The organism is Clostridium sp. AF20-7 (genome assembly GCF_003479275.1).
Taxonomy (GTDB): domain Bacteria; phylum Bacillota; class Clostridia; order Lachnospirales; family Lachnospiraceae; genus Otoolea; species Otoolea fessa.
The window spans coordinates 13349-32184 of sequence record NZ_QUGF01000016.1 but is presented as its reverse complement, the minus strand read 5'-3'; the positions used below and the strand labels follow the sequence as shown (position 1 = coordinate 32184).

Here is an 18836-nt window from a genome sequence, read left to right as displayed (position 1 = left end):
CCCACTTTATGTACTCTCGAAATCTTTCTGTGCTTGATTTTGTGAAATGTTTTTTGTTAGCCGCAAAAGCAAGTGCAGAAAAGACTCCGAGAGTACATCTTTCTTCTGTTCATTTTTCTCTTATTTTTTTACTCCTCCTTGCCCTTATCATTCCTCTCCATATTCTTTTTTATATTTTCCTCCTTTCTTAGCCGCTCTACGAGCGCCAGTCCAGCCCCAGCGCTCATACATATCAGTCCAATCACCAGTTTCCACTTCCAAATCAGTGAAATCACTTCATTCAGACGCTCTTTTTCGTCCTCAACCTGATAAGCACCTTCTACTTCCCAGGTGGCTGATTCTCCATATCCCATCTTCGGAAGCGGCTTCATCTGTCTGCCGTCGAGAACAATTTTCCCATCTCCACAGATCGACTCTGGCACATGAACTGTTAAATAGCCCTCTTTCAGATCTTCTATCACTTTCTTTGGATGTTCCGGCTGACCGTGTCCCGGTCGCCCCGGATTCTCCGGCTTCAAGCAGTCATACATCCGCACAACCGTCACCGTTTCGCCCTCTGAAACCGTAAATGAAACTGGTTCGGCTTTTTCGTAGCCCTCCGGCGCTTCCAGCTCTTCCAGAATATAGCGGCAGCCCTCCTTTAAAATGCCCTGTATGCATTTCTCCTTTTCTTCAGAAATCCATTCCAATATTACCTTTCCAGTCTCATCAGAAATCCTCAGGCGGGCACCTTTTACAAATTCGCTATCTCCTTTCTGCTCCCTCCATTTCCGCTTCTCAACCTGCACTTTTGTCGGTCTGTCATACATCTTCACCTGATCGACTCGACCGTCCAGTGATACCGTAAATGTCACTTTTTCTGCTTTCCAGTACCCATCCGGCGCTATTTTTTCTACCAGCACATAGTTTTTTCCAGCGTTTAACTTTCCTTTTATCACATGGGCGCCCCGATCAGATACCCACGAATCAACCAAGGTTCCGCCTTCCTTCTCCTCCCAGAGTTCCATCCGCGCCCCCGGCAGTTCCTTTTCTCCCGTCACACTGTATTTTGTGATTTCCACGTGCGTCGGCTTATCCTGCATGGAAATCCGCTCGACCGTTCCATCCTCGGAAACAGTAAACGGAATCTCTTCCGCATACGCAAATCCATCCGGCGCTCCCGTCTCGCGCATTATATAACTCTTTCCCGGTGTCAACGTTCCAATAATCTCATGAGGATGAGCCGCAGAAATCCATGATTCGATTACATTTCCAGACTGATCCAGAATCTCTATCTGAGCACCCGGAAGCTCCGTTCCGCCCAGATCTGTCTTTGAAAAGACCAGCTTTGTCGGGGAATCTATCATTCCAATTCCATCTATCTGTGCATCGTCCCCCAGAGAAAAAATCATCTGATTCGACTCCACCTCTTCCGTTTTTCCACCGTCCAGTTCCAGCAGTTCAACCAGGCGGTATCTATTCCCACGTTTGAGCACTTCACGCACCGACCGATCATTCTGATGAAATTCCCAGAGCACTGTATTTCCATGCCGGGAGGTCCGTCCCGTGCTTCCTGTACTCTTCCACTCGATCGGCAGTCCATCCGGAGTCTGTGCCGGAACTTGTGCCCGAACCTCATAGTTGGCTCCCCACGGCATTCCTGTCAAAACAACCGATTCGCCACAAGAAAGCGTCAGGCTTCCTCCACTTCGCAGCGTTCCCGATTTAGAACCTGTGTACGAAATCAAGCCTGGAAGCTCTTTTCCCTCCGCATTCTTTAAGTATAACGTATATGTTATATCTACCTGCCTTAACAACGCCGCGGCAGTTCCTGTCACCCGCCCGGCGATAGCAATTGCGCCCGGAGATAGAATTGGATGGAAGGATTCATAGCTTTTGCCCGTTTTTCCCCATATCGTTGCCGTTACCGTCATACCAGAATGATTTTCCTGTCCGTTTTCATTTATATGCTCTCCAACCAGAACAGCCACCCGCAAAATGCCTCCTGATCCGGCTGCCACATTCTCTATATTCCAATACCAGGATTCACCTATTTGTTCCGCTCCGCCCATCGAAGCCGCTGTCATTAGTTCACACCCAGCTGGAATCTCCAGTCCAATCTTCATATTTTCTTTTTTATCTGACTGGTTCCGATATGTAATTTCATATACAATTACACTTCCCGGCAGCACCGCTGCTCCATCTTTTCCAATCGGGGAAACGGCGCGGATGCCACAAGGGTCGCTGTATTCCGGATTTCGTATTTCATGGATATATCCCAGGCCATCTCTGTTTTCCGGGATCCAGCTTTCCACTTCCCTGCCATCTGTCTCTTTTTGATCATATTCTTCCAGACGATACCTCGTTCCTTTTAATGTTCGAAGCGTCAGCGGATAATGTCCGTTCTCATCCCAATTCAGGCGGAATGTATTTTTTCCTATCGTCCGGCGGCTGCCGTCACTGAACTCAATGATCTCCCGCAGTTCGAAACGATGTCCTTCCGCCACCCCCTCTTTTTCACATTTTTCTCGCTCCAGATAAGGCACAGAAGCTTCCATCAGTGAAGAAAGTACAAATTCTTCCCCACTGTCCAAATCCCACAGTGTTCTCACCAGACGAAGTGCTTTTCTTCCCTGCACCCGCAGAGACGTTATGCTGTCAAATAAACCGTCTGCTGTCTCTGTCTCCAGCGCATTTGCACCATCTCTGGCTGCATTAATCCCCCTGCCTGTATCTGACACCGTGAAAATCATCGGTTTCTGCACAGTGTATCCATCCGGCGCTTCCAGTTCTTTCAGAAGATACGTGTGCCCGGCAATCAGCTTTCCTTCTATCACGTGTGTTTTCCCATCGCAGATCCAGGTTTCCAATGCCTCACCCGCTTCAGTGTACACACCATCCAAAAATCCGGCTTCATACACTGCCAGCTTTGCTCCTGACACAAAGAGACCCGTATCGAAATCCAGCTTGGAAATTTTGATTTTCGTTGTTTCATTCGGCACCGTCAGATCATACGTTAGCACCTCGCATTCCTTCTGATCTTCTATCAGCACCTCGTACACGCGCGGAATAAGTTGATATCCATCCGGCGGCATCGTCTCACGGACTTCGTAATGGTACGGAATCCAGCCTCCATTCTCCCCTATCGTTCCGATTGGCAGAAACGGACTTTCCGCCTGACCGCTCTCGTCTGTCTCCATCTGAACCCTTTCTCCCGTCTCTCTGTTTTTCACTTCAAACACCGCACCTGCCAGTTTTTCCTCTGGCTTTCTCTCATCCACCTTTTCAACCCGAACTCGCCCCTGTTTCAGCGTATTAACCGCTTCGATTGTCTCCTCCGAAGCAGCAGCCACAATAAATTTCCTAGGTTCCATGGGCCGATAACCTGCCGGTGCCGAAAATTCCACCAAATAATAAGCTCCATAGGCAATCGGAGAAATCCGATGCGGCTTCCAGTCCCCTGCCTTCCAGCCTGCCGGAATCTCCTGTTTTTCTGCTTCTTCCTCTGTAAACTTTCCATCCGATCCAGAAATCCAGCGTTCCACTAAATATTCTTTTTCCTGCACCAGGCTTCCATCCTGTGCCGCCCGGAAAACAGCAAGTTCTGCGCCTGCCAGATAAATTGCCTCTTCGGATATCTCCCCTGATCTTCCCAGCTTGGAAATATAGACAGACTTTGCCCTATTTTCCAGCCCGTAAAGCTGAATTTCAGCAGTTTCTTCGACAATTACCGGCTTCGGTGCTGCTTTCTGATAGCCGCTTGGTGTTTTCGTCTCCACCAGAACGTAATAGCCTTTCTTTCTGTTCGAAGCCAAATCATTTTTCGTCGGATTCAGTGGTAAATAATCAATTCGGTGAATCCCATCGGAGGTATCATAGCTGACCAGAGTTCCCTCCGCCTGGTAATTCCATCGGAAATCATAGCTGTAGCCTGCTTTTCCATCTAGCTGCAGATTTTTCGTCGCCTGAACAAGCACCTGTGAACCATTTCCCAGATTCCAGAGCTGACGCACTGATTCGCCCTGTTCTGTCGCTGTTTCTTCCTGTTTTTCAGCGGTATATCCACACCATGTAACCGTGTTGAACCTTGTATGATATTCTGCATACAGCTTCTGATAGCGGGCTGCAAAGCTGTCTCTTCCTTGGCTGTAGGCTTTCGCATCTTCGGTTTTCCAGCTCGTCACCTGTTTTTCCCGGTCATAGCGCGGTGTTCCATCCGCCTCCATGACAATTCCATTTTCATCTGTCACTGCCTCATACAGGGTCAGCTCCGCCGCATATGCATTCGGCAGACATTCTTTTTTTCCATCCTTCTCCTCATATTTGAAAAAGGCGGTTTTTATATGATCTTCCCGCATCGTGATGAGCTGCAGCTTAGAAGTTTCCTGGATTTCCACCTCCATTTGATTTGTCAGATATCCCGGAGGCGTCTCTATCTCCTCGAGAATATAATCGCCTGCCGGAATCCCCTCCCATGCCATCGGCGTCTTTCCGACGGTCCATTTGGCAGTCACTGTCTTTTTCTGGTTTCTCTCATCTAGTACCGTCCAGTTCGCCGGAAGTTCCCCTTTCTTTTCCAGATAATACCCGGACGGATGTGTTTCCAAATCATCACTCGCAACTCTTTTTGCTGGATAGAGCGCTAACACGGCTCCTTCCACACTTGAAAACGTATAACCTCCTTTTCCTTCCTCCCAGGTCTTAGAATCCGATTCGTTCAAAATGTGATCATAGTCCCGGACTGGCTGCTGATATTGCTTTGGCGCGTCGATCTTTTCGATCTGCACCGTGATCGGGCGGTTAGTAAGGCGCAGCTCCTGTACCTCACAGGTTTCCTCTACCGTAAGACCTGTCGGCATCCGTTTCGCATAGCCGGATGGGGCGCGTGTCTCCTCTAAAATATACGTTCCCGCCGGGACGCGTTTTAAAACATCCACCTGCCCATCTCTGATCCGTGTATGGAACGGATCGTTTGGCGTTTCATCCCCGGTTATCCAGCTGTTTTCCATCAGATACGCCTCACCCTGACGGTGGTACAGCGGTCGATCATCTTCCCGTTTTTCCGGATCATTTCCAATATCATAGAGTGCTGCCTTCAACTGCAGATCCCATGCATTGGCATTGTAAGCTCTGAGAAGATCGCTGTATCGGTAACGCACATAATCGCCATCCCGATCATAAACGGGATATCCTTTAATATAGGTCTGAGCGGAACGCTGGTAATAAACCGGCAGCCCATTTTCATTCAAAACCGGATTGACATGGGGCTGCAGCAGACCTCCGTCATATGTTCCAATCGTGTACTCCTGTTCCGTATCAGCATACATCGTTGCCACACGGCCGGTCTTTATCTTATCCCTGGCAATCACATTTCCATAGTGATCCTTAGATACCCGGATCGCCCACACCAATGTTTTGCCGGTTTTCTCCTCCGTCACATATGCCATTCCCGTGTACGGTTCTACCTCGCTGTCCCGGCCTCCGTCTGATGCCAGATGATAGAATTTTGTCCCGGAAGGAATGTATTCGAACCGCCTTTCTTTCCGGCTGTACACCATTTCTTCATAGCTGGGGCTTACAATTTCCAGAAATGGAACACCGTCTTTCATCGCATAGATCGGTTCGCTGTCTTTCGGACGCACTGGTTCGCCTTTTTCGTTATAGGCATATCGCACACCCCGGAGTGTCGTAAATACCGCCAGAGCCCCCAGATCGTAATATAAAATGTCTGTATCTTCGCGTTCAACCCGCTTGAGAATCCATCTGCCTTTCCCCTGGTCGTTGAACCGGTCATCCTGCGTATATCGTTTATAATTGTTATTTTCCTCCTCTTGATCTTTATCCCTCACATACAGAAGCCGGTTTCCCGCATAGCCTTTCTGCACATACATCCGGGTCACATTTCCAAACGAATCGCGCACCACATTGACACCGGCATACGCCCGGTCCTCACTGTCCCCGTTCTTCTTTACCTCGATCGCATCATACAGGCGCATCGATGCACCTGGAAGATATCGGTTGAATGCGCGCGCTGTATCTGGAACACGATGCCAGAGCGCCTTTCCAGTAAAAACCTGATCCTCATAAATCAGGTCAATCCATTCCCCGGCTTCCTGTTTTGCCCTCAGACTGTCCAGCCAGCCTTTTGACCACCCGTACCCAAGGAACGTTCCCGACGCATTGTACGCCAATTCCAGATTTTCAAGACCATAACGGTTCGAAAGCTCGGTCAATGTTCCCTCTCGCCGATCATTCAACTCAAACAAAATCTCCGTTTCATCCTGTTTTACCTTCGCAATTTCCAGCCGGATCGGCGTATTTCCTACATAAATCCGCGCCACATCGCCCCAATCCTGCGGCTTATTGCCATTTGGCTCCGTTCCATCCGGGTTCTGGACCATTTCCCCGTTGCCGCTTATCCGGGTTATCATTTCTCCATACACGGTAGCCGCCACCCGCTGACCGCGTTCTCCATCCCGATAATACGTCACTTCATCCGAATATACTTCCACCGCTATCGGTTTTGTTCTCACGTATCCTTCCGGTGCAGATAATTCACACAACACATAGGCTCCTGCTCCCAGTGGCTGCGGCGTGATCAGATATCCCGTATTCTGGTTGGACGGCAGAATTTCCCCCGAACCACCAAAATCCTGCTGCGTCGAATAAACCCGGAATGTGCCCGTCCGCGTCCCAAAGTCATCCTGCATCACCACCTGCTCAGTTTCACTACAAATCGGAGTTCCTGCCGGGATTATACCTGTATATTTTCCTGTATAAGGTACTTTCCATGGGTATTTTGACGGAATTAGCGTTTTCAAATCAACCGGCGCGATTTTCTTTGCCCCCATTGCCTCCAAAAATTCCCGGCTGGCTGTCACCTGTGTATCTTTTTCATAAAACTGCACTTCCCCCTCGCTGTACTTCGACGTATCCCGGCTGGCGGCATAAATAGCGAACACAGCGTCATCATGCAGAATATTTTCTCCTGTCTCCGAATCTAGTTTTTCAATCCGAAACTTTGCAGCATAAAACGCATTCCGGTATTTTCCATCCGCGAATCCGGTAAATCCCAACGCATCATAAGCGGACTCTGCCGCCGGTTCTGTCACACTGTAAGGCACCAATCCCTGAAAATACCGCCCGTCAAACCCGGTCAGCGCCCCGGTGATCGTCCTGACATGATCTTTCAGATAAAATCCCGCCGGATTGTTATCATCCGTCTTCTCTCCATACGGATATTCCACTGAATCTGCCCACCCTGCCTGCTCTGAGAGCGAACCATAGTGGTAATAGCTTTCTACCTTCTCGTTGCTCAGATAACAGCTGTTTGCATTTTCAGACCGATAAATGTCCTTGTACGGCGCCATTTCCCGCTGAGTAGGCGAAAATCCGCTGTAGTCATAGCTTCCGCCTGGATATGAGATCGTTCCCTTCCGTTTATCCGCATCCAGACCATACTTATAAATCTCATAATTTCCATCCTGTCCATGCGCGCGGATCACATATTTCCTCAGATCTGCCTGATTCGTATCTCCCCACTCTTCATTCATCCGGATCTGATAATTCGCCGCCAGCATTTCCGGCGATGCCGAAGCGTCATATCGGTAATCCGCTGACTTTTTTTCCGGAGATACGAGGTTTCCACCTGCCTCATAAACCGACGGGACTTCTATTTCTTTCGGCTGGTCGATCTGGTAATGCTGATTTTTGAAATCTTCCAGTGCTCCCGAATACGGCTGCTGCTCGACTGCCACATAGGTTCCGTAAGGAAGGTATTTCGAAACGCCGTAATAATAACTTTCCTCAGATTTTTTTAAGTTTTCCGCTGACAACGTTGTTTTGTCCCGATCGGAACCTCCATTTTCCGCGCTGTCCCACTCAATCGCGTATAAATCGTCCAAATCATAGGAGAAAAACGGCTTCAAATATTCCTCTGCTTTTAAAATTGCCTGATATAATGCTTCATCATAGATATAATCCGGATAGCTTTCCTGTTCTCCCGATGCTTGGATGTTCTGCTTCTTTACCTCATTCTTCAAATACCAGTCAATCGCAAACTGACGGACAGCATCCGACCGTTTTGCATTTTCTACGGCTGCTTCTGACGTACGGCTCTGATTCTGTATCGCCGCATTGTTATGATGCACCGGATCTTTTGTTTCTCCGCCGCTGCTTCCAAAAATACCCGTACGGATCCATGCAAACGGCTTAAAGGATGTATCTGCTGCATCTGCCCGCTGCCATTTATCCCGGTTCGCCACCGCCATCGCATCGAAAAATTTCTCATACTGATAGCCGGAAACTTCCCGTACCGCTCCCGCTCCATCTTCCTTGGTCCGCATGACCGTCTCAAGAAGTCTTGTATATCCCTGATTGACCTCTTTCGAATCCGCGATCTGCCCGTCTTTTCCATATTCGTACAGACGTTCCTTTGCCGTCACTGCGCTGTCCCAGACATTGTTATTGACGGAACCAGCCGTCTGGGAATCTTTTTTATGAGTTACCTGCGTGAAAATTTTCTGAACCGGAGCAAAGGATTCTCTAAGCAGTGGAAAATTCTTTTTTACCTCCGGCAACGAGACGACTTCCCCATCCCGGTTCATCCACACGATTTCGCCATCCGTATTTCGGTACAGACGTTCCAGATTGGATTTCAAATAGAGCTTAAAGCGGAAATTTGGCAGTGCTGAAGCGACATTTTCGTTTCCTCCCTCTTTTTCCGTAAACGGATCGGTGTGCCCACTTTCCGCATAAGTGTTATGTGCATAGGTGCCCTCCGGTGTCGTCGCTATATTTTTGACGATTTTTATCTTCTGGCGGATCACTCGCTCCAGTACACCCAGCGGTTCTTTCCTTGTCCCGGCATCCTGATAGGTGGTCTCCTGCCCCGGGTACGCCAGTGCCACCGGGACCACATAGGAATCATCCCCTGTCAAGCCAGAACCTCCAGAATCGACATATGCCTTTGCCCGCGCCTGTTTTATCCACGTGTAATAGCTGGAACTGTTCATCTGGTGGCCGGCAAAGAAACCATTTCCAAGCATTGCGGCTTCTTCCTCGTTCAGTGTAACCTTCTTCTCTTTCAATACCGCCTTAAATCCCAGCTCTTCCAGCACGCCTGCATTTGTTTTTTTCACGCCAAAACTGTCGGTAAAATTCGCGTTGACCCGCAGTATGTATCTCCCATCTGCATTCCGGGCTGCTGCCTGATGAACCCATTTTGTCTCCGTTACCTCCCGCTGCTGTGTTTCTGTCTTTTCCCGGTAAACAACTACCTGGATCGGCTGCCCATCCGCATCATACGGAATTTCCCCGGTTTTGTAATAGACATTTACCTCATTTTCCTTCGGAACAATCGTACCATCTCCCTCAATCACAGCATCTGTCTGCAAAAGTGCCGACGCCATCACCTGATTTCCAGCGGTAGTTTCCCTATAATCAGTATACGTTCCAAATGCGTCCCGACCTCGATTATTTGAATATGGTATATACACATAACGCGGACACATTTCCATATTCTCCGGCAGCCACTCTGCCCGGTGAAAAATCAGGCTGTCTTTCTCCGGATCACTTCCCAGTACCATGAAATTCTCCGGTATTCCTAAAATTCCTGCATATACCGTAAATTCAAACGAATCCGAAGACTCTTGCACCGCGTCCAGACCGCCATAGCTGATATATGGATGGGTATGATAAAAATCCAGAATGGAAGTGATCACATCTCCCACTGTCATTGAAATTCCATCTTTTGTTTTCGGCACCGCAATCGTCTGAACCGGAGAACCATACACTGTTTTTTCTGCCTTTTCTCCCGGCGTCACACCGCTGACGCCGTACACGTCCCGCTCTCCTTCCCGGAGGCCCCGGTCAAATACGCCGGTATAGATACTGGAATATGCATTTCCTCCTGCTCCCGGTGTCCTCGGTGTTATTTTCGCATGTCTGCGGAGTACCCGCTCGGCTTTCCCTTTCAGATAACAAAAGTCATCCACATCAAATATCTTTGCCAGCTTGTCCGCATTTTCTTCCTCGGTCATTCCCGTTTCAGCCTGCAAAAGAACTGATTCCACTGTCTCCGGCACAAGTTCCTGCACTCGGACCTGGCGCATCCACCCCGCCGCATACTCAATCGGAACTTTTTTATTCATCGGCGTGCCATCCGCATTGTACTTTGGATACTGATAGTCGTTCTCTGCCACTGCCAGTTCCCCGGTATAAACTTTTTCATACTCACCTGTCCCAGCTTCCACCGAAACCGTTCCTTTTCCCTCGTCTTTTCGATAAAAGCTCACGCCCTCCGGCAGCCCTGACACCACAATCTCATAAACTCCCTCTTTCGTGTTCTTCGACTCTGCCGAAAAGAAAATTTCATTCGTATCAGCGCCGCCATCGCCTGCCTGCTCTTCCCCGTACATCTGCATGGAAATATGGGCATATCCTTCTCCCGGTTCCAGGACCGCTGCCTCCAGATCCTGTCCCAGGTTTGTAACTGCGTGAAGTTTATTTCCAACCGAAAGTTCAAAGCCCTCGGATCGGCTTAATTCCTTGACATAATATTCCCCCATCAGAAGCGGGCGTCCAATCCAGGCATTTCCATTCTTTGACGTATTGTTATAATAAATCCGCTCCCAGGCTTTATCTGCCGTATAATCATCGATCGCCGCATCTTGTGTATACAGATTTCCCGGCGCTTTCTTTCGCCATCCATCCGCTGCATCCGCAATTGTCCCCTTCGAATAATCATAGGTTCGCCCCGGCGCCTCTGTACATGCCAGAAACGAGGCATCGCCATTTTTGTCTGTCGTCGCCACCGCCACCAGATGATTTGCCCGATAAACTACCCCTGTTTTCCCATCCGGATGCAGCAGATCTTCTGCTGCAAACAAGCCATACACTGCGCCTTCCAGCGTCGCATCCCCCTGTGCGTCTCCAAGGGCATTGTAAGACTCATTTTCGCCCCTTTTCAGATCCAGATCCTTTTTATTGATATGTACCTCGCCCTCTGTCCGATGATCGTAGATCCTCCAGGCATCTTTCCCGCCGTCTGCCCCATTGCAATGGCTGAAATTGCCAGCACTTCCCGGCTCTATCGCTGAACCCACACTCGCGGAGACAAGCGCCGATTCATAGGCAGGGAAAAATAGAGACTCTGCTGCCGCACCCGCCAGTGTTTCCGTTCTTTGTGACAACTGCGGATTTTGATACAACGAAGAAGGTGAATGCCAGCTTGTATAAAAACCTGCCTCGGTTGTCAATAAATCTGAGCCGGTTGCCATATATCGCCGAATACTTTCACGTTCCGCTTTTTCTGCTTCTTCTAAATCATCATCCGCTTCATCAATAAACACAAACCCTTTCTGGACACGATTTACCAGACGCTCCGAAATAGAGACTTTCATCTCCGAGGCAGTTGCTTCCTTCTTCTCCTGTGTCAATTTTCTGCCTTTTTCATTTATGTCCTGTTTGTTTTCACTTGTCTTACTCCTATTTCTCCCCGCTTTGCTTCCTGTATCTTGCGGTTTTTCTCCTATCTCCGCCTCCGACGGTGTCCCTTTCCCCAAAAGCGCTGCATCCAATGCCGTAAACAGAACCACCCTCTGCGGCAAAACACGCATTTTTAACGGCCCTGGAAATGCAGGACTCTCCCCCAGAAAAGCCGCTAAATTTTCCCGGATCGTCCAGCCAGACGCACTTCGACGATCCCAGCCATTTTTTTCAGAAATTCCTGCCTTCGACTCACTTTCTCCATTCTGATTTCCGGAAGCCTCTCCGATGCCCTGACTCCTTCTCACACTCTTCGTTCCCAGCACCACATCACGCGAATATCCGCCTCCAAAGGCTGCATTTGCCCCATGCTCAGATGCATCGGTTGTGATAATCTCAATTGGCAGGTCATCTGCATGTTCATCATGCAGAATATATCCATCCCGCGCTTTAAATTCTTTCCAGGTATAACTGTACTTCATGGAAATGAACTTCTCATACGTCTGCCCACAGTCCTCCTGGCAGCCAGACTTTGCATACGAAGTTTCCCCGTCTGCCCCTGTCATCGGTCCCGCATCGGGTGTTTCTCCCTCGGAGCCGCCGTCTGACGCGATACCTTCTATCTCCCCTGCATCGACCTCCTCCATTATCCAGTGGAAATGGACGCCCTCAAAGTCTCCGCCCGCCTTTCTTTCACATTCCTCTTCGCACAAAAGCCAGCTATTTGCCAGGCGGATATTTTCTGCCTGCGCCGCCTCAATCTCATCCTCATTGATGACTTCTCCCTCTTCATCCTCCTCTTCCTCTGGAACAGGTACAAAGACCGGTGCCGGATGACCGTCACAGAACGTCTTATCATAGTGATAACCGTGTTCCACCGTCTGGGAGGCGTAGCCATCGCCATCTGTTACCGCCGAACCCACTTGTCTGAAACCATCCCAGAGAACCGGCTCATCCTGATAATGACTGGCATATGGTTCTCCGCCCTCATACAATTCGGCAGCTCCGTCCCGCTCAGTATTTACCCTGTTCTTATCGTCAAAGCGCTCAAAGAAGCCAAACCGCGCCCCTTCCAGCGCTTTCCCTGTCTCATGATCGTATTTATACATCTGTAGATTATAGGTGGAAGTAAAATCCTCTTCATGCCTAAATACCTCAAACTGAATGCCTCCCTGCTCCGGTACCGGGGTTGGATCGCCCGCCAATGCAGCAAAATAATTGACCGGAACCATTCCGAGCTCCATCCATGCCATCCGCTGATGAATCCACGGATCACTTTTGGCAGGCGTTCCGCCTCCGTGTGTCCCCGAACAGGTCACACACTCCCAGATTTGAAGCGACTGGTCAATCGCCTCCTCCGCCGAAGCATATCCCCCGCCGCCCGAAGCGTATGGGGTTCCTTCCACCCGGAAACGAATCAGGGCTTTCGACGGTTTTGGATTTGGATTTTTAAATACAATCTGCGAGTCGGTTTTTATATATGTCCATCCATCGGTCGGAACCGGACTGAATGAAACACCGTCATTGTTTGAAAATTCAAGCGGTACAGAACGGATAAAATCCCAATCCGAGCCATCCGGCGCAAACGACAGCGTCAGAGTCGCCGCATCTACCTGTTTTGCCGTTCCCAGCGAGGTGCTGGAAGCTATCACATTTGGAATCTTTCCGCCGCCGACACCGGTATTTTCCTTTCCGCTGCCTCCGCCAGACAGCATTCCTCCCATTTGCATGTACGCCTCACTATTTGACGCAGCTGCCTCCAGCCACGGATATTTTGCCCGCACAGCTGGAACATAGAGGATTGTTTTCAGATCTTCCTCGGACACCATCTTGATAATTTCCGGTTTTCCCTGTGCTTTTGCTGCCACATTGATCGCCCGGATAAATGTATTTGCCTTTTCATCCCCCAGCGCGGCTTTGAGCGAGAGCATCGCCCAAAATACATATTTCTGTTCCTGACTGCTCAGCGGAACGGATGCCTGGGAGGGACGGTGTGCTTCATAGAGATCCCCTTTTTCTGCAATTCCCCAGATCGCATAACCGCCCTTATCGATACAATAAAGCTTGTGTCCCAGCAGCGTATCGCCATGGGCTGTCGTCAGTGTTGTCTGCTGACCACTCGCAGGTGCCGCTTTCGCCGGAAAAACCGGGAATCCTGGCAAAAAAGCCATTCCTCCCAATATAATTGCCAGTACAAACGCCATCCCCCGTTTCACATTCTCTCTGTACCGATACTCCCCCATAAACTTCCTCCTCGTTTTTACTGCCCGCGCCCCTTAACACCGGCAGTCCCTCGTTTTCTTTATTTTTCAGTTCCCCAAACTGATTTCAGTAGCGAGATAATCCCCGTTTCATACTCCTGTCTTGGTATTTCCTGTCGTCCCCACTTTTCTTCTATCTGCCCCATCGGTGCCTGTATTTTCTCCCAGGCAGCCTCGGAAATCGTCCCCTCTCCCCGCATACTCAAGGTCAGCGCCAGCACATTGGCAAGACTGTCTGGATCCGCTTCATAGTCCTTTCTTCTCTGCTCCCGCTCCTTATTTTCATAGCGGTAAAACTCCGTCTCAAAGTCAACCGGGTACGTTTTCGCATTTGAAAATAGCGGCAGACTGGAGGTCGGATCCGTCGCATACCACTGTGTGCCGATCCGCACCAGGCACGCATCATGGAGATATTCCGGCGTGTAGGTCACACACTCCAGCCCTACGATCCGGCATAGGAACTGAAATTCTTCCGCGAAATCCCGGCAGACGCCAACGCCTCCTTCCAAAACCGGGAAATCCTTTGCCTCTTCCGGCGAGCCGTAATGATTCTGGTTAAAGCCTCCCTCTCCGTTTGCAATCCGGTTATGCACATACAGAAGACGCGTTTTTTCATCCGAATGAAGCCAGTCAAAGCTATTGACAAATTTCTGCAGTTCCTCGAGCGAAGCCCAGCTATAATTTGCTTTCGGTTCCCCTTTCGTATTCCACCCTGGATTTGCTTCCCCCGGATAACGGACTGCCTCTTTCAGGTAATATTCCGGATCGGTGATCTCTGGGTGCTGCTCTGAAAAAATACTTCCATTTCCATAAAAACTCATCTCTCCATTCTGCCACTCCCATCTCAGGCTTTCTGTGTCCTTCCATTCACCGCCATGCGTCCCCTGATTGCCCGCATAAGCGCTGAAACCTCCGGCTGCGATCATGGCTGCTGCCAGTACGGCTGTACATCCCGATTTATTGGTTGTTTTCTTATCCTGTTTCATTTTTTATACCCCCATTTTTCATTCTTTTTGTCTCATTCCACTTCATTTTTATGGAAAAAATCCCTCCTTTTTCCTGTTTACCTCTGTTTTCTTCTCTCCTCCTCTCTCAGCTTCTCGTCTGTACTATTCCGTCCAGCACCCAGGCACCATCCGCATTGACTAAATTTCCATCGGGCGTGTGCGTGTTTCGATACAAACGTCCCCTCATTCCATCAGATTTTTCCTGAAAATAGTAACAATGAAACACTCCATCGCTTCCCGGCAGCCAGTTCCAGCCAGTCAGCATACGCCCCTGTGTTCCATCTATTTCCTTCCAGAGATAATATGTGTTTCCATCCACATCCGTATACCAGCCGTTCACCATCCTGCCATCTGCATCAAATCGGAACCAGTCAAACGTACTCTGCCCCTTTGCCGGATCGGCATATGGATTGTGGACAGCCGCCCATTCAGAAGCATAGCTTCTACCGCCCGCTTCAAACTGCCAGCTTCCATCTGCATTCTTCCGCCAGTTTCCAGCTACTACATATTCCGGTATGGCTGCCGCATCCGCATTCTGCCCGGGGCCTGCCTGTCCTTCTGTCAGATTTCCAATACCCGCTCCTGTCAAATCACTGAACCCCGATGCCGGTCCGGTTGCATTCGCTGCACTGCTTCCTGCCGCTGCCCCCTTTCCAGAAGAAGAGCCTCCACCCAAGCCGCCGCCCGAATGAGAACCTCCGCCCGAATGGGAACCTCCGCTGTATGTCTGATCGACCGCCTCATACTGAATTGTAACTGCCGCCCGGTCCGTGAAGCCACCATCCTCGGTTTTCACGGTCACATATGCCGTATGGCTGCCTGATTTTAAGTATTGACGGTCAAGCTCCTGTATCCAGGAAGCCGTCGTATTGACCGTCACGGTTCCATCCGATGATACATACAGCGAATCATCACTTGCCTGATATGTCACTTTCTGGTTAAACGCCTGCGCCGGAAATACCGACGCTGCCAGCTTTTTCGCACCGGTTCCCGTCCATGCCTCCACCGGACGATAACCCGCCCCCGTCCGGGTGCGTTTGATCTCGTATTGCAGCGTTTTCGGTATAAGGCTGATGCCTTCCACACAAATCTTCGATTCGTCCACTGTCCGGAAATCCACCTGTACTCTGCACGATGCCGTCTGCCGGTTTCCAAGCATATCATCGCCGATCACTGTCACCTTCGTCGTGCGGCTGCCGGAAGCTGTCTGTATTTCATATGGTGTATTCACATGTCTGCCCTGATCTGCCGCGATCAGATCCCGGATCCATTTTGCATCCTTTTTCGCCTGCACACCGGCCGACTTGTCCTCGCCGTCCACCGAAATCAGTGCTGCGTCACCTACGGTCCACGATATATCTTTCCGGTCAAAATAATCGGGTGTGAAAGACGCACTCAAAACCTGCGGTGCCGTAACCTGGATCGTTTCATCTGGATGTTTCCGATTTCCGTTTAATGTCCGCACCACCTCAAATTTCAACTGATCCTGATTTAGTGCCGCACCTTCATTGGCTACATAGGTCTGATCCTTGATCTGGAACGTAACCTCAATCCGCGCATTTCCCCGGCACGGCTTCCCATCAAAGCTCGCCGCCGGTTTCGTCTCTGCCGTCAGCACCGCTACGCCGCCGTTCTGATACCCTGCTCCGTATATGTCGCTTCCGATCGCATACTGGTATCCGCGGTCTGCCTGCTCTTTTTCCAGTTTCCGGACTATATCAGTGATAAACGAACTATTTAAATTTACCTGGACTGACGCGCTCTTTTTCGTATAACCACTTTCCTCATCGTCATTTGGAAGTAACGTAATCAAATCTGAATCATCGATACTCCAGCGCACCGATGCATCCGCCACATCATTATTCCGATCCACAATCGCCCGCACCGTCACCGGCTGCACCTGTGTTCCCGCCTGCAGATTTCCATGGATGTACGTCGCAATTAATTTTCCATTTCCATCCATCACGCGTGTGACTTTCGTCGGATGTTTCCGGTTTCCGGTCCGCTCCTGCACCACCTGGAATTTCGTCACGCCCGGCGTCAGACCGACCGAAACTGCCACCTTTTTATAAACCGCCGACACCTGCGTATTTTCCTCCGGCATCGTAAAACAATACTCGCCGCCATTTACATAAGTAGTATCTTTCCGGCTCTTCCCACGCGTGTACGTCGGAACTCCCTCCATCTGAAAGCATGCTTTTTCCGCCTGCTTTGCCGAGGTGCTGACCGTCACCGTCTTTCCCGGTGCCACCGCACCGCGGTGTTCTTTATCGAGTGTCCGGTAATACGCGCCATTTCCCCGTGCTTCCAGCACTGCCACATCGTAATAATTCGTTCCATTGGAGACGGTATCGACCTGCGGAATTGTAATCAGATAACCACGGACCGGGCGTCCCGCATCATTTGGTGCAAAATGGTCAAGATCATACCCCACCGACTCCGCATCCATCTCCCCGCCCAGCTCTTCATCCACAATCGAGAGAATCCCCTGTTCCAGTTCTTCATAAAAATATCGCTCGTCCACATCCCGCGTGACACCGCCGGATACCAGCGTGAAGAAATTGTCCTTCGCGTGGGAATATCCGATGTGCGCCGCATATGTATACTGGTTATCATCTGAAATGCCGCTTCCACAGACATTGTTTGCGATTTTCGCCTCCGTATCCGCAAACAGGTACGCGATGTCATCCCCATATTTAAAATAATTAGCTGGTGCGCGGTATCCGATGAAGGTTCCTCTGTGTCCGGCAGCCCCGGTTCCCGACTGACCGATCGTTCCCTCAAACCGCCCCACTTTCAAGTCTCCGCTGATTCGTTCTCCAACGAGTCCTCCGACATTCTGGCTGCCAGAACCGCCGATCGTGCCATTTACATAGGTATTGTAGAGAGCCGCCCCATTCTGAAGCCCCACGATTCCGCCGACAGTCGCATCCGTTCCCTGAATCCGCGAGGTACTGTTATCCCCGGTGCGGACCTGGCAGTCAATGATACGAGAATCATCCGCCGCTTCCCCGGCGATTCCGCCCGCAAACGCCTGCGCTCCAGCTGCACGTCCCGTCGTTCGGACGGTTACCTGTGCCATTCCGTTTTCCATCGTGCTGCCTTCCATGTGCCCGATCATTCCACCGACCGCTCCGGTTCCTTCCACATCGCCTTTTACCTGACAATTAAAAATCTTGGAATTCTTCGCATTTCCTGCCAAAATTCCCACCTGACGCACTCCTTTGACCGGCTTTCCTGGTTCCAGCATCAGATTTCGGATCTCCGCCCCATCCAGCGCACCAAAAAATCCAACATTCGGCGAACTGCCTCCTGCAAACCGGAAATTTGAAATCTTATAACCGTTTCCATCCAGATTTGCCGTAAACGGGTGCGTCACCTCCCCTGAAAATTCTGAATCATCCCGGTAATAACCGATCGGATTCCAGTCCATTCCTCCCAGATCGATGTTCGCCGTCAGCTCAAACCATGCGCCCCGGTAATCCCCCACTATCTCTTCTTCCACCTCGCCGTAATCCGGCTGCATGCCAAACGCCGCCAGGAAGCTAAGTCCCATCAGCTGATGTTTCGTGCGTATCTGATACGGTTTTTGTTTCGTTCCAAGTCCATGTGTTCCATCCAGAAAGCTCAAATCCGCCACATCCCAGTTTTCCCAGAGATTTCCGAGGCTGGCGCTGACGCTAACGCGCGACATGATTAATTGTGAAGGAGTTGCCTCTATGACTTTGGAAGAACGTAATTCAGAGGAAGTTGCCCTCACATCCGCATTCATAATCTCACTGGACGATGCAGCCAGTTTCTGCCATTCTTTCCGCCTTTTTATGGCATCGTCTGTATCATCCAACTTTTCCTTCCTTTCCGAAACAATCCCCAAATCCCAATCCTCAAACACAAACCCGCTCGCCGCAAACGCCGGCAGCGTCGCCGACAAAAGCATCGTCGTCATCACCGCAAATGGAATCACTTTTTTCATCTTCTTTTTCCCCATACACGTTCCCCTCTTTCCCCAAACATTAGATTGATTTCCCCTTGTCCAATCTCTTCTCCTAATCAAACTGCCAAACAGCTTCACTCCCACTTTCCAAGCTCAACAAGTATTCTT

The 18836-nt window shown here is 50.1% G+C and carries 3 protein-coding genes; all 3 read right to left on the bottom strand.

What is annotated here, in order from left to right:
* Positions 1-128: 128 nt before the first annotated feature.
* Positions 129-13709 carry a prealbumin-like fold domain-containing protein gene (locus tag DWX68_RS14075; RefSeq protein ID WP_118629976.1) on the bottom strand — a complete coding sequence of 4527 codons (13581 nt, stop codon included), beginning with the start codon at positions 13707-13709 and terminating at the stop codon, positions 129-131.
* A gap of 59 nt (positions 13710-13768) precedes the next feature.
* The gene (locus DWX68_RS14070) at positions 13769-14713 is read right to left on the bottom strand and encodes a hypothetical protein (protein ID WP_118629973.1); all 945 of its coding nucleotides are present in this window, start codon (positions 14711-14713) and stop codon (positions 13769-13771) included.
* 106 nt (positions 14714-14819) lie between these two features.
* Positions 14820-18722 (bottom strand): peptidase A26, encoded by a 3903-nt coding sequence (locus DWX68_RS14065; protein ID WP_118629971.1) that lies wholly within the window; start codon positions 18720-18722, stop codon positions 14820-14822.
* Between the last annotated feature and the right edge of the window lie 114 nt (positions 18723-18836).

Excerpts from the sequence above, each read along its gene's own strand:
- DWX68_RS14065 (WP_118629971.1), bottom strand. The coding sequence starts at position 18,722 with ATGGGGAAAAAGAAGATGAAAAAAGTGATTCCATTTGCGGTGATGACG.
- DWX68_RS14075 (WP_118629976.1), bottom strand. The coding sequence starts at position 13,709 with ATGGGGGAGTATCGGTACAGAGAGAATGTGAAACGGGGGATGGCGTTT.
- DWX68_RS14070 (WP_118629973.1), bottom strand. The coding sequence starts at position 14,713 with ATGAAACAGGATAAGAAAACAACCAATAAATCGGGATGTACAGCCGTA.